The 13,728-nt window shown below is 51.4% G+C and carries 14 protein-coding genes; 8 read left to right on the top strand and 6 right to left on the bottom strand.

The annotated features are described in order from the left end of the window. Positions 1-54 precede the first annotated feature (54 nt). Complete coding sequence (locus IPG80_RS04630; protein ID WP_345103205.1) at positions 55-1,044, top strand: serine/threonine-protein kinase; 990 nt, start codon at positions 55-57, stop codon at positions 1,042-1,044. A 97-nt stretch (positions 1,045-1,141) separates the two neighbouring features. Here IPG80_RS04630 and IPG80_RS04625 read toward each other — a convergent pair whose 3' ends face one another. Beyond that, on the bottom strand, positions 1,142-2,080 hold the full coding sequence (locus tag IPG80_RS04625) for an ATP-binding protein (RefSeq protein WP_345103203.1): 939 nt from the start codon (positions 2,078-2,080) through the stop codon (positions 1,142-1,144). Positions 2,081-2,082: 2 nt separating this feature from the next. Continuing rightward, a complete protein-coding gene (locus tag IPG80_RS04620) occupies positions 2,083-2,277 on the bottom strand; it encodes a MoaD/ThiS family protein (RefSeq protein WP_345103201.1) in 195 nt (64 codons plus the stop codon). 169 nt (positions 2,278-2,446) lie between these two features. Between IPG80_RS04620 and IPG80_RS04615 the strand changes: the two genes are divergently transcribed. The 3 genes from IPG80_RS04615 (at position 2,447) to IPG80_RS04605 (ending at position 6,309) form a co-directional block, all read left to right on the top strand. Further along, positions 2,447-3,643 (top strand): glycosyltransferase, encoded by a 1,197-nt coding sequence (locus IPG80_RS04615; RefSeq protein WP_345103199.1) that lies wholly within the window; start codon positions 2,447-2,449, stop codon positions 3,641-3,643. Next, positions 3,640-3,993: a YraN family protein gene (locus IPG80_RS04610; RefSeq protein WP_345103197.1), complete on the top strand. Its 354-nt coding sequence runs from the start codon at positions 3,640-3,642 to the stop codon at positions 3,991-3,993. The genes IPG80_RS04615 and IPG80_RS04610 overlap by 4 nt, the downstream gene beginning before the upstream one ends. A gap of 81 nt (positions 3,994-4,074) precedes the next feature. Next, positions 4,075-6,309 (top strand): SH3 domain-containing protein, encoded by a 2,235-nt coding sequence (locus IPG80_RS04605; protein WP_345103195.1) that lies wholly within the window; start codon positions 4,075-4,077, stop codon positions 6,307-6,309. 74 nt (positions 6,310-6,383) lie between these two features. On the opposite strand, the gene ndk is transcribed toward IPG80_RS04605, so the two are convergent. The 3 genes from ndk to IPG80_RS04590 all read right to left on the bottom strand — a co-directional run bounded on the left by ndk (position 6,384) and on the right by IPG80_RS04590 (position 11,571). Further along, complete coding sequence (gene ndk / locus IPG80_RS04600; RefSeq protein WP_345103193.1) at positions 6,384-6,836, bottom strand: nucleoside-diphosphate kinase; 453 nt, start codon at positions 6,834-6,836, stop codon at positions 6,384-6,386. 65 nt (positions 6,837-6,901) lie between these two features. Then, positions 6,902-10,210: a tetratricopeptide repeat protein gene (locus IPG80_RS04595; protein WP_345103191.1), complete on the bottom strand. Its 3,309-nt coding sequence runs from the start codon at positions 10,208-10,210 to the stop codon at positions 6,902-6,904. Between the two features lie 65 nt (positions 10,211-10,275). Next, entirely contained in the window at positions 10,276-11,571 is a 1,296-nt protein-coding gene (locus tag IPG80_RS04590; RefSeq protein WP_345103189.1) for a thymidine phosphorylase, read from the bottom strand. A 162-nt stretch (positions 11,572-11,733) separates the two neighbouring features. Here IPG80_RS04590 and IPG80_RS04585 point away from each other — a divergent pair, with 162 nt between their 5' ends. The 3 genes from IPG80_RS04585 to IPG80_RS04575 all read left to right on the top strand — a co-directional run bounded on the left by IPG80_RS04585 (position 11,734) and on the right by IPG80_RS04575 (position 12,993). After that, positions 11,734-11,907, top strand: a complete 174-nt coding sequence (locus IPG80_RS04585; protein WP_345103187.1) for a hypothetical protein — start codon at positions 11,734-11,736, stop codon at positions 11,905-11,907. Positions 11,908-11,983: 76 nt separating this feature from the next. Continuing rightward, complete coding sequence (locus IPG80_RS04580) at positions 11,984-12,376, top strand: hypothetical protein (protein WP_345103185.1); 393 nt, start codon at positions 11,984-11,986, stop codon at positions 12,374-12,376. 2 nt (positions 12,377-12,378) lie between these two features. Further along, a complete protein-coding gene (locus IPG80_RS04575; protein WP_345103183.1) occupies positions 12,379-12,993 on the top strand; it encodes a hypothetical protein in 615 nt (204 codons plus the stop codon). A 109-nt stretch (positions 12,994-13,102) separates the two neighbouring features. Here IPG80_RS04575 and IPG80_RS04570 read toward each other — a convergent pair whose 3' ends face one another. Continuing rightward, positions 13,103-13,252, bottom strand: coding sequence for a hypothetical protein (locus tag IPG80_RS04570; RefSeq protein WP_345103181.1), 150 nt, complete (start codon positions 13,250-13,252; stop codon positions 13,103-13,105). Positions 13,253-13,255: 3 nt separating this feature from the next. Between IPG80_RS04570 and IPG80_RS04565 the strand changes: the two genes are divergently transcribed. Further along, the gene (locus tag IPG80_RS04565) at positions 13,256-13,633 is read left to right on the top strand and encodes a hypothetical protein (protein WP_345103179.1); all 378 of its coding nucleotides are present in this window, start codon (positions 13,256-13,258) and stop codon (positions 13,631-13,633) included. Positions 13,634-13,728 lie beyond the last annotated feature (95 nt).

Genomic DNA, 13,728 nt, shown 5'->3' with positions numbered 1-13,728 from the left:
CCGAAAATATCACTTCGCCATCACTACCGTTTTTGAAATCAAGAAGGAGAAGGTTTGCCCCTATCATTAATGAACGGGGAGACCCTGCGTGAGCGCTATATTGTCCGTGAACAGATCGGGCAAGGCGGCACGGGTAATATTTACCTTGCAGAAGACATTCGCCTGCAGGGGCGTTTATGCGCTCTTAAAGAAGTAGAGCATAATCAGGTTCTCCCATCCGAAGTCCTTACACAAGCCCGCGACCAGTTCTTTCGTGAGGCATCTGTTCTCGCGCGCCTCGATCATCCCAACCTGCCCAAAGTATCAGATTTCTTCTCAGAAGGTCCGCGTGATTACCTGGTAATGGACTACATCCCCGGCAAAGACCTGCGCCAAATAATGCAGGATGCCCGCCGCAGCAACACCTTCCTCTCTGAGAAAGAAGTCCTCAACTGGGCAACCCAGATCGCAGAAGCACTCAGTTACTTGCATCATCAAGACCCGCCCATTGTTCACCGTGACATCAAACCCAGCAACATCAAATTAATGCCGAGCGGGCTGGTCAAACTTGTAGATTTTGGTCTGGTCAAGATCATGGCACCCGGCGAAGTGACCATCACCGTCATTCAAGGTCAGGGAACTGCCTTGTACACTCCGCTTGAACAATACGGAGGCGACGACACCCACACCGATGCCAAAGCGGATATCTTCTCCTTTGGCGCAACTCTCTATCACCTACTGACAAATGAACCGCCTGCCGAGGCACGCAAGCGCTTCCTCAATAGCCGCAACCTGACTCCACCCATCGACATAAATCCACGCCTCAGCCAGCACGTGGAAAGAGCCGTTCTTTGGGCTATGTCACTCCACCCCGACGACCGCCCTGCGGACGTACTGATCTTCCGTGACGCACTTCTCGGTAAATTGGAAGCACCAGCCCAAATTCAGCCCGAACGTTTTGGCTTTGAGACACCGCCCTTCTCCATTTTCACTTCGGAACAAATCGCAGGGTATATTGCATTTGGGTTATTTTTGGTAGGGCTCATTGCAACCGTCGTTCGCTAAGCCTTGCTCAATAAAAAAACTCACCCTTGAAAGCTAGCTTTCAAGGGTGAGTTTTTTTAAGAACCAATGAGGGGATTGTTGTATCCACCATGCAGATCTATAAACCAGTTACCTCACTCGCCTTTTCAAGCATACGGCAAAATGAACACAACTCGGGCGCAGACGTAGGTTGACCGCATTTCGCGCAAGGATGGATATGCGCCGCATCCTTGTCTCGCTGAACAAACAACTCCCCGCTCTGCCGCGCATCCAGGAAGCGCAGGTAAAACGTCAATTTCGTCCCCGGGCGAACATTTTCCAACTGGTTCAACGACTCTTTGTAGAAGACCTGAGTGGCACCTTCCGCAAACGGACATTCATCATAAATATATTCGATGCCGCGGGCAATGGCATAGGCGGTCATCTCGCGCTCATAAAAGCGGCACAGCGGTTTTACTTTGCGCGCCAATCCCTCGGCAGAAGGCAGGACAGGACCCTGTCGCAAAAGATAATCCGCCGACCATTGCAGTGTATTCCCGAACAAAACTGCCGCCTCATCATCCAGGTTATGCCCTGTCGCCAGAACATCATATCCAAAATCACGTGCGATGCGGTTCATTTCATGCCTCTTCGTCAAACCGCATACCGAGCAAGGCTTGCCATATCCACGATGAGTGACCTCGGAAAGTACGGGGATGGAATGCCCATATTCTTTTTCAACATCCACAACATGCAGCGTAAGGTTGTTCGCTCGTGCAAATTCTTCCGTCAGACGATGAGACTCGTTCGAATAATTAACTCCACCGTCAATACCCAAGCCAAGATACAGACCATCTGCCTTGTAACCGAGGCGTACAAGAATATCCCACAACGAAAGGGAATCCTTACCGCCTGAAACCGCTACAAGGATCTTCTCATCGCGGGTGAACATATTATATTTTTTAATGAAGCGTTCCGTCTGCTCCGGGATCCATTCCAAAAAGTGGTCTTTACACAACGCCATGCGATGCTGGCGCATATTGATCGAGGCTCTCTCTCCGCATTTTTTACACTTCATAATTAACCGCCCGAGATCACAGCCACAAGCTTTATAACATCCCCATCTTTCAGCAACTCATCCTCGGTCATCAGCTCGCCTTCACGGGTCGCAATGATCGACTCTGGAACGATACCGCACTTCTTTAAAGCATCCAGCAAAGCCATTCCAGATTTAACTTCATATTCCTTGTTACGCAAGATCAACTTGGCTGTCATAGTTCACTCCTGGCATTCGACACAGCTATTATTAAAAACACAGGCACGTACTGCAAAACATCCTGTTTCTTGCAGCCTATTATTATTTGCACTTCATCCAAAGGACGGATATTCTACCACCAACAAAAGTCATCTTGACATCTGCACAAGCATAACGTAGATTCAGAATATGCGAATCGGAATGATGGTCGACAGCTACAAGCCGTATATCAGCGGAATCACAAATTATGTCGAGGTGAACAAACAATCCCTCGAAAAAGCCGGGCATGAGGTCTTCGTATTTACCTTCGGCGACCTCGAATACGAGGACTCCGAAACCAATATCATCCGCAGCCCCGGGGTACAACTCGCCGATACAGGCTTCTATCTCTCCATGCGTTATTCACGCGAGGCAAAAAAACTATTGCAAAGCATGGACGTTGTGCATGTCCATCACCCATTTTTGAGCGGACGCCTTGCCCTGCGCTATTGCCGCCCTGTCCAGATCCCGATCATATTCACCAATCACTCCCGTTACGACCTGTATGCGCAAGCCTACCTGCCCATGATGCCGGAAGAGGTCAGCCTTGGAATGCTGCAATCATACATGCCGCCCTTCTGCAAAGCCATGGACCTCGTCATCACTCCATCGGCAGGAATGGAAAAGGTTCTGCGGGAATTCAAAGTGGAAGCGGATATTGAGATCGTGCCAAACGGAGTGGACTTGACCAGTTTTCAATCTGCAGCCCCGCTTGCACGCGCAGACTATGGCTACGAACCGGAAGACATCCTCATTGTTTATGCCGGGCGCATTGCCATTGAAAAGAACATCCCCTTCCTGATCGATTCTGTTGCCGGGATCGCCAAAGCCGTACCGAACGTTCATCTCTTATTGGTAGGCGGCGGGATACAACAATACGAAGAGGAAGTTCGCGAGCACATCCAAACCCTGGATAATCCTGAACACATCCGCATGGTCGGCAGAGTGCCGTACGACCAACTCCCCGCCTATCTTGCCATGTGCGATATCTTCGCCACCGCATCCGTCACGGAAGTGCATCCGCTTTCGGTCATCGAAGCCATGGGTGCCGGACTTCCCACCATGGGAGTTGACTCTGTTGGGGTTGGGGACACAGTTCAGGACGGCATCACCGGCTTTTTAGCGACGCATGACATGCCAGCTTTCACCGCCAAACTCACCCGCCTCTGTCTGGACCCGGAACTTCGCAAACAAATGAGCCGATCAGCACGAGAAGCTTCTTCTGCTTACGCCATCGAACGCACTACCAAGATCATGCTGAACCAGTATGAACGTCTGCTTCATGGTCCACGCAAGATGGATCTCCACACACGTCTGCAGGAAATTCTGGAGAAATTCCTTTCATGAGCGGACATAATCAACAAGTTGGCGCCTGGGGTGAAGAAACTGCCGCAGCCTGGCTGGCAGGCAAAGGCTACGAGGTGATCCGCCGCAACGTCCGCACACCGTATGGGGAAATTGACATTATCGCCAGAAAATTAAATTCCACCATCTTTGTCGAAGTTAAGACACTCACCGCCTCAAAATCCTTTTTCCCCGAACACCAGATCACCGCCCGCAAACGCGAGCACATGCTAAACGCTGCCACGCACCACGCCGCCGAAAACGAGATCGAACACTGGCAGATCGACGTTATCGCCATCGAAGGCAAACCGGGAAGTACGCCAATTATCCATCACTTCGAAAACATCCAGTAGCTTAACGAAAATCCTTTGGGATATAATCATTAAAAGATCATTCAAGATTCTCACCGGTTCATGACAAACAAGGAGACTCTCATGGCAAACATCATCGGACCCGATATCAGTTTCTACCAGGACGATCCTCAAACCCCGCAAGGCGTCAATTTTATAAAAATGCGCGAAAGCGCGTATTATGTCATAGTCCGCGCAGGGCAAAACCTGTGGGGCGACCGCGATTTCAAAGTGAACTGGCGCGAGGCAAAAGCCGCCGGTCTGCCCCGCGGTTCATATTGGTTCTACGACAGCCGTGTGGACCCCAAATTACAAGCTGAAAAATGGGTCTCGATGTTCGATGGTGATTTTGGCGAACTACCCTTATGGGGCGATTTTGAAGATACCTACAATGGTCCATTCAGGGGTTGGAAGAATTGGTATAACTTCATCGAGCGCGTCAAACAGTTAATTCCTTCCAACAAAGAGATTGGCATTTACACTGGTTATTACTACTGGCGCGAGAATACCGCCGGTGTAGGCATCCCTAACGCATCGCTGCAATACTTCGAACAATATCCGCTCTGGATCGCAAATTATGGCGTCAACTCTCCACTAGTGCCTCAACCCTGGGATACTTGGACGCTGTGGCAATTCACCGACAATGGCGACGGTGCCATTTATGGAGTCGAAAGCCTTAACATTGACCTAAACTACTTCAACGGCGATCTCGCTGCCTTCCGCCAGCGTTTCGGGTTAAGTGATACTCCTCTCCCACCTCCACCACCGCCAAGCAAAAACTACCGTGTTACTGTCGCTTCACTCAAAGTCCGTGAGGGAGCCGGGCTGTCGTTCAATCAAATTGGGAGCATCACTCTCAATAAGATCGTGGAAAAGATCGGAGCCAATGCAGACGGCACCTGGTTGAACATCCGCACTCCAGATGGCAGCCTTACAGGTTGGAGTTTTGCCGCCTATTTACAGAACATCAGCGGATCCTCCAGCGACACACCCACAGATGATAGCGGCGGCACGGGCACAGGCGGTACAGGAGGAACCGGCAATACGGACACGGGAAACAACAACCCACCGCCGGATGAAGAAGATACAAATTGGTACCGCGTTACGGCTTCTTCATTAAAAATCCGCACCGGACCTGGTCTTGAGTACGATTCAACTGGCACATTCACCTTTGGCGAATTGGTAGAGAAACTGGATACCAGCCCCAACAATCAATGGATAAAAGCGCGCAGCAAAGACGGCACCCGAACCGGCTGGAGTTTTGGTGAATACCTTATCAGTGTGCATAATCCTTCAAATGAGCCGCCGCCGTCTGTGGTTACCCCTGCTCACAGTGACAAGAACTGGTATCGCGTTAACACCTCCAGCCTCAACTTGCGTGAGACGCCGAATCTGACGGCGAAGATCATCTCCACCCTCGTTAAGAATGATGTTGTCCCGGGTCTCGACGAATCAAATGCACAATGGTTGAAAACCGAGAAATTAGACGGAAGCACCGGCTGGATATCGCGCGATTTCCTTATTCAGGTCAGTACCTCCAGCCGCCCCAATTCGATCACTCAAAAACTTTTCTCAGGTGTCACGTACCTCCGAAAAGACCTGACCTCCCCGCGTCCGATCGTAGTGCATGTGCTCGCCATCGACCTGCAAACCCTGAAGCTTGAATTCCTGGTGACTCCATCCTCAAATAATACGGATGTCCTCTGCACCCGTACCACATCCCAATTCCTTGAGGAATTTAAACTGCACGCTGCCATCAACGGTGGCTACTTCAGCTATCTGGACTCGTCCAATGACCCCGTTGCACTTTGCCCAAATGGAGGCGACCCTGTACGCATCAGCGATTATGCGGCATCACGCGGAAAGATCTATTCCCCCAAGAAGACCGCGCAGCCTGTTGTTCACATAGGGAAGAAAAATCAGTTCACTTTTAACAACCAGCCCGGGCAGGTCTTCAATGCAGTTTCCGGTGACCGTATGGTGGTTACAGATGGGAAGGTTGTCAAAAATCTTGCGGCTCAGGTTCCAAATCCGCGCACAGCCATTGGGCTGAACCGCAATGGACGCTGGCTGACTCTGATGGTGGTAGATGGGCGGCAGACCGGCTACAGCGAAGGCGTCACCTTCCCTGAGTTGGCGGAACTGCTGATCTCGTATGGCGTCCATACCGGCGCCAATATGGATGGAGGCGGCTCCTCCGCCATGGTCATCCGCGGCGTTGACGGAAAAGCCCGTGTCTTGAATTCACCCATCGAAATGAACCAGCCCGGTAAAGAACGTCCGGTTGGAAACCATCTCGGCTTGTTCATCAAACCTTAAGAGTACTCATTAAGCTCAAAAAAAACACACCACGAAATAATTTCGTGGTGTGTTTTTAGTTCAATTAGACAGACTTACTTCTCAAATACCCAGGCATCCACAGCGCGTTTCCAGTCTACAAGTTCTTCCTTCTTGAACCAGAGAGCTACTTCACGTTCGCCTGTTTCGGGCTTGTCGGAAGCGTGGATGAGGTTGCGCCCAACTTCGAGGGCAAAGTCATGACGGATCGTACCAGGCGCAGATTCGACAGGCTTGGTCGAGCCGACTGTCTGGCGGACGGCAGCAACAGCGTTGGGACCTTCCCAAACCATCGCCATCACGGGCGCAGAGGTGATATATGAGATCAGCCCTTCGTAAAAGGGCTTGCCTTTGTGTTCGGCATAATGCGTTTCAGCCAACGATTGGCTGACCTGAATGAATTTTGCAGCGACCAGGCGCAGTCCACGGCGTTCGAAGCGGGCGATCACTTCGCCGATCAAGCCGCGCTGAACACCATCAGGTTTTACTAGTACGAGCGTTCTTTCCACAGAGTTCCTCCAAAAAGTGATTACAAAACCTGACAGGTCTTGCGAGACCTGTCAGGTTTTGTTTTTTACCGAATTAATTCTTCTGCCTTATTGTAGGCTTCAAGGGCTTCCTTGAGCCGGTTCGCGCGCATGTAAGCATCACCGAGAGCCTGCCAAATGCTGACCTCCACCGGGTAACGGTAGAGAGACTCGGTCAGATTGCCAATGACCTCTTCCAGATGTTTGCCTTTTTTGATCAACTTGCCGTAATGCACCAACGCTTCGGGGATATCGCCGCGATCCAACTCAGACTTGGCAAGTCCCAGGACGTTGACAGTTCCCTGTGCCTCCGGTTTTCGCTGGCGAGGCAAACCCTGCTGTTGTTTGGCAGGTGATTTCTTCTTTTCTGCCGGAGCAACTGGCTCAGGAGAAGGCGGGTTTTGCATTAAACGTTGTCCTCCACGCGTCTGTTGCGGAACAGGCTGTTCTGCCGGTTCCTGTTTTTGTGCGGCAGCAACAGGCTGCCAGTCTGAAGGTGAAGTAGGCTTGGGCGGCTGGGCAGTAACTGCGCCGTCTGCTTCCCACTGTTCACGATGAACCCACGGCGGCGTATCGTCTCCGTTACCTTCGGCTTGTTCTTCGTCCATGCTTTGCAGCCAGTCAGGCAGGTCAGAGCTCAAAGAAACAGGAACAGCTTGAGGCGCGGCAGGAGGCGTCACTTCAACGGGCTTCCAGGTATCTTCTTCTGCGGCTTCCGGCTCAGCATGAGTCGCGGTAACCGGAGGCTTCCAGGAATCCTCTTCTTCAGTCTCAGCTTCTTTAGGCTGCATCCAATCCGGAAGGGCTTCTTCAGCAACGGGCTTGCCCGCCGGGGTTTTGGTTTCAAGCGGCGGTTGTGGCGCCCGCAGAGTTGCCGGGTCAATATTCAAACCGGGCTCATCATCCAAACCACTGAGCCAGTCTGTAAGGTCTTGATTCTTTACAAGCGATTCTTCGGTGACAAGGTCGGGCTCTTCGGGTTTATCCAAGCCGCCAAGCCAATCTGGCAGGCTCGAAGTATCGAGCGAACCGGGCTGTCTTTGATTTTGAACGGGTTCAGTATCGTTCAACCATTCAGGGATCGAACCACGCTCGAGAGGTTGTTCCTCTTGGGCTTCGGGCTTCATCCAATCAGGCAGATCGGAAGAATCGGCAACAGGTGTCTCTTTTTCATCTTCATCGAGACTCTTCAGCCACATGCCAGTCGCATCCATGTCTGGTTGAGATGATGATGCTTTTTCAAATTCGGCAAAGAATTCTTCGCCGACGTTGGCAGCGGTCTCGCTCCATTCCGGCTTGACCGGTTCAGACTCAGCCGGAGCCTGTGCGCCAATGCTTTGAGCTTGTGCCACCCATTCGGGCGGAGTTTCACTACGTTTGTTCGGATCGGTGACGAGTTCTTCAGGTTTGGCACCATGCTTTGCCGCCAGTGACTCAAGCCAGGCAACGGCATCATCTTGTTCTTGAGCCGATGCACCGAGGTTTTCTACGGAGGGCGCAGCAGCTTGCGCACCAACGTTCTGCGCCTGCGCCACCCATTCGGGCGGAGTTTCACTACGCTTATTCGGGTCAGTGACGAGTTCTTCAGGTTTGGCACCATGCTTTGCCGCCAGAGACTCAAGCCAAGCAACGGCATCATCCTGTTCCTGAGCCGATGCACCGAGGGTTTCTACGGAGGGTGCAGCCTGTGCACCGACATTCTGCGCCTGTGCCACCCATTCGGGCGGAGTTTCACTACGCTTATTCGGGTCAGTGACGAGTTCTTCAGGCTTGGCGCCATGCTTCGCCGCCAGCGACTCAAGCCAGGCAACGGCGTCATCTTGTTCCTGAGCCGATGCACCGAGGGTTTCAACAGAGGCTGCTGGAGATTCCTTTTGAGGTTCAGATGCCTGAAGCCAATCGGGCAGGTTCGTAGACTCAGCCGCAGTGAGGTCTTCATTGGCAGAAACAGCCGCAACGGCCGTCATGCCGCCCAAGCCAGCCAGCCAGTCTGGTGTGTCGCCATTTTCTGGAGCAGCTTCTGCAGCAGGAGTATCCAATCCCTTTAGCCAATCTGGAACATCACTGGACGTTTCAAGCGGCTGCGAGCGCGATGTTTCAATGGAGGGAACGATCGGCGCTGCGGGCTCGCTTGCGTTCTTCAACCAGTCGGGTGTATCGCCGATTGGCGTATCCACTCCGCCGAAGGGATCGAAGGAGTCGTCCATGCTGCCAAGCAGGTTTGACGTTTCGATGAGCGGTTCAGATGCAACCGCTTGAGATGCCGAAGGCGCTTGTGACTTCAACCAGTCGGGAATATCTGCCTGGACGATGTTGCTATCTGCAGGCTCTTCATCAAATATGGAGGTAGGCGTTTCCGGTCCATTGGATGCGCCCCACCCGGCACTGCGCAAAAAGTCCGGGATGCTTTCTCCGGCATCGGCTTGAGATTCAGGCATGTCGGAGGACTGAGGCGTTTCATCCCCAGACCCACGCAGCCATTCAGGTTGTTCATTTCCAAAAGAGAGTCCATCACCCAGCGGCGGCACAGATGAGAAACCAAGAGAGGCGTTGTTCCAATCCTGCCCCATTGGCACTTCTTCACCGGAATATTCGAGCCGTTCCAGGCTGACGGATGCATCTGGCACATCGCTGGTTTGGAAGATGGAACCCTTGGCAAAATTGGAATAGGGATCCATTTCCGAGATATGCATACGATAGACCTGCGTACTTTCAACCCCGGCAGTTGCAGGTAAAAGCTCCACCATGATGCGGTTCGCATCGAAACTATATGCGTAGCGTTTTAGTAATTGATTGCAAATATCGGTGGCATCGGAGCGCAGCCCGCTTTTGAATAGAGAATGCGCCAGCAAGACCTGCATATCCACACGCTGCGAATCTTCTGCCAGCACGCTGCGGATCTCTGCGATCGCCTGCGGATACAACTCACCCAACACATAAATGCGCGCCAAAGCGCCGCGCGTCATGCGGATCTTGGGCGGCTCCATACCATCACGCCGGCCGTATAAACGTTGAAGTTCACCTTGAATGGCACCATTGGATGACTGCACTTCAAAGGCGCGTTCCATATGCCAGATGGCATCGTCGAGCTTATTCTCTTCATCGCGAATGATGCTCAAGCCGACATGTGCGACAAAATCATCGGGCACAGCCATGAGCAGGCGCCCGAAAATATCAACGGCTTCACCATAGCGGCGGGCTTCGAGATACGCCTTGCCGAGCAAGCGATAGGTTTCAAGATGTTTGGGAAAGGTCTTTAGAATGTGGCGGCAATGAGCAATCGCCTCATCCGTATGTCCTTGTTCGACGAGACGCTCAATTTCGCGGTTATAAATTCGCAGTGAAACTTTTGCCATTACCGGGTTCCTGTTAATTAAGTATGCCTGATTCCAGTGAAAATCGCAAGGCTATACGCTATATTTTACTCGTAAAACAGAGGTAATGGCGGTACAGGTTCGGGGCTGAATTGAAAAGCGGAGAGGACAGCCTGATGCGCTTCTTTTAGTTTTTCGGCATCATTGGCATGGATCTCGCACAGCGCTTCACCAGCCTGCACGGCATCGCCCACTTTTTTGAGGATAAGGAACCCAACCGCATGGTCGATGGGATCGCCTTTTTTGGCGCGCCCAGCCCCCAAAGCGACCGAGGCTTCGCCCACGGTTCGGGCATGGACCTGGGAAATGAATCCGCTTTGAGGCGCCTTGACCACCTCGATGAGTTTTGCGCGCTCAAATTTGGAGGTGTCATCCACATACGAAACGTCACCACCCTGCGCTCTTACCAATAACCGCAGTTTATCCAACGCACTGCCATCGTCAATGGAGCGTTGCGCCAAAGCACGCCCTTCTGCCAGGTCCTTCGCCCGCCCGCCAAGCACCAAGACATGCGCCGTGACATGCAGACAATGCTCCATGTAATCGGCGGGAGCCTTGCCGTGCAGGGTTTCGATGGCTTCGATCATTTCCAGTGAGTTGCCCACTGCCGAACCGAGTGGTTGGTTCATATCGGATAGCAGGGCTACGGTCTTGCGCCCGGCAAGGCGACCGATATCCACCATTAATTCGGCAAGTTCGCGCCCTTGTTCCAGTGTTTCCATAAAAGCGCCCAAGCCCACTTTGACATCCAGCACGATGGCAGTGGCGCCTGCTGCGATCTTCTTGCACATGATGGATGAGGCGATCAACGGCATGGACGGAACCGTTCCGGTCACATCGCGCAGCGCGTACATTTTCCCATCTGCCGGGGCGAGGTCAAGCGATTGCCCGGTGAGGACGATGCCTTTTTCTTTTAGTTGCGTTTTGAATTCTTCGGTGGTCAAGTCCACCCGGTAGCCGGGGATGGATTCAAGCTTGTCGAGCGTACCGCCGCTAAAGCCAAGCCCGCGCCCCGACATTTTCCCAACGGGCAAGCCGCAGGCTGCCACCATCGGCATGACCGAGATGCTGGTCTTATCCCCTACACCGCCGGAGGAATGCTTATCCACGGCAACATCCACGATCTTGGAAAGGTCGAGCACCTGCCCCGAACGCGCCATGGAAAGGGTTAAGTCTGTGGTTTCAAAGTTGGTCATGCCATTCAGCAAGACCGCCATGGCAAAGGCAGATGCCTGATAATCTGGAATATCTCCATTGGTAAAGCCGCGCACAAAGAAATCGATCTCCTGTGCGGTGAGTTGTTCGTTCTCGCGTTTTTTTATGATGATGTCTACCGCGCGCATTTAGGTCTCCTGTATCCTTGGTCAAATTTTAACGTAGTTTTCCGGTTTCGGCGGCGGTACGGTTTTTCTGCAAAAGCTGGCTTTCTCCCTAATAAATTTGAAAGCCCATTCCCGCATCCTATGCAATAAAATCTAAAAAAATAAAAACATAGGAGCGGGGACATGCAAAATAGACACACCCCAAGATTCAAACCTGTAAAAATACTACTTGCCATGTTCCTCGTTAGCTCCAGCCTCCAACACGAAGATCCTGTGTGGCAGAAGAGGAAGCGGCGCGTCTCGCCGCCCTGCGAAACAGCGGAGGCGGGGATGAAGGAGACAGCGGCGGCAGGATGAATGCGGGACGCAAGGCGTACCAAGCCATGATGCAGCACAGAATGCGAAAGCGCAGGACGATATTGCTGAGGCGACCTTGAAAACAGTTACGAAAGAAGGAATGCAAAGCCTTGCAAAAGAAGTGATGGAATCGGCGATCAAGTCGGGACCCTTGGATGTGCTCACAACCATAGGTTTTAACGCCTATGATTACGGCTTGGGTGAAAATAAAGATAAGAGAATCATCAGCCAGGAGTTTGCAGTCTCTAGTGGCGTGGATTTGGTTCAATCGGTTGTTGCAGGGCTGGCAGCGGCATTAGTTGTAGCGGGTGTAGTAGCTCTGTTGCCTGTGTTGGCTCCAGCTATTGTAGTTTCCGCGCCAATAGTTTTAGGTATAACCGCTGGAACAGCCATGTTAATTGACATAGGACTTAATCTTACATATAACGAAAAAATTAAAAAGGCTATTAATAACTATTTGGATTCATGAAAATGAGAAAAAAAATAAGTGAAATACTCAAGTTTTTTATCTTGATTGTGTTGGTTGGATTAGGTATTAGCGGGTTAGTTGGTATTTCCCCTAATAATTTAGGATACTACGATTTTCATTTCTTTTATGTGGGTGTTTTTATAACATTGTGTTTACTAATCATAGGCGAGATGCATATTTTACTGGACAAAAAATATGAACTTCTTGGCTTTTTGGGAGCAGTTATCTTAATAATATTTAGTTTTGGTTATATACCACTACGTATGATCTATTGGAGTGTTCCACAGCCATGGGTATGGATTGCATTTCCGGCATTGATTATTGTGGCTGTTCTTGTTCCAGTATTTAATCCTCAATTATCAAAGGAAATGGCTGAAGAATACATAAGCCCATCACCTGAAAAAGGTATGAAATTTTGGAAATTTGTGTCGTTTTGGGTGCCTATCATAGGGGTAGGGTTGGTATTTATCGCGAAAATCTTTGAATCTCCAAGCGGGTTATTTGTTTTTTCGCTGATGGGCTTTGGTGCATATATTGGTATGCTTTGGACAATACAGACAAATGTGCATAATTTCATTCAGAAAAGAAAAAAGGATAAAAAAGCCAAAGATGAATGATGTTTCTTTTCTAAACTTGTGGATTATTGGGATGGTAGGTGTCTTTATAGGCAGAATGATATTGTTTTTGATTCGCAAAAAATAAGCCGAATCAAATGAACCGGCTACCTCATTTCTGCTGGGAGCGACCCTGGCGGAGTGGCAGCGCAAGCGGGCGGATGAGGAAGCGGCGCGTCTCGCTGCCCTGCGCAACAGCGGCGGCGGGGATGAAGGAGGAGATGGCGGCGGCAGGACGAATGCGGGACGCAAGGCGTACCAAGCCATGATGCAGGAGAAGCGCATTGTGGGAGCCTTGCAGGCAGAACAGAATGCGAAAGCACAGGCTGCCATTGCCAAAGCAGCACAGGCAGACATGACACAGGAAGAGAAACTGTCCGCGTATAAGCAGACGGCGGGATACATTGCGCGGCAGGAGAGCAATGCAGAGTATGAACGCCAGAAGGCATTGGGGCTCAACGGGCAGGGGGCGAAATGCGGTGTCCATTGCGGAGGAGTACAAGGCGCAAGAGCAAGCCAAACAGAATGCTGTCAGTGCGGCGCGATGGGCGGGAGTGGCGTCTGTGGCGCAGGCGAAACAGGAGGAGGAAAAGGGGCGGCAAGATTTTTCTTAAAATGGACTTCTCCAACTAATTATGGTTAACTTTTGGGATTGGTTATCAGAAACCGCATTGGTTAGGCGGCCCAATGCTTACCTTTAGCATTTGGTCAGGCCTAGAGGGATTGTTTAACAAAAGG

The organism is Candidatus Villigracilis vicinus, assembly GCF_016702885.1.
Lineage (GTDB): Bacteria > Chloroflexota > Anaerolineae > Anaerolineales > Villigracilaceae > Villigracilis > Villigracilis vicinus.
The sequence above is the reverse complement of the archived record's forward strand: the minus strand, read 5'-3'. Positions and strand labels throughout refer to the sequence as shown.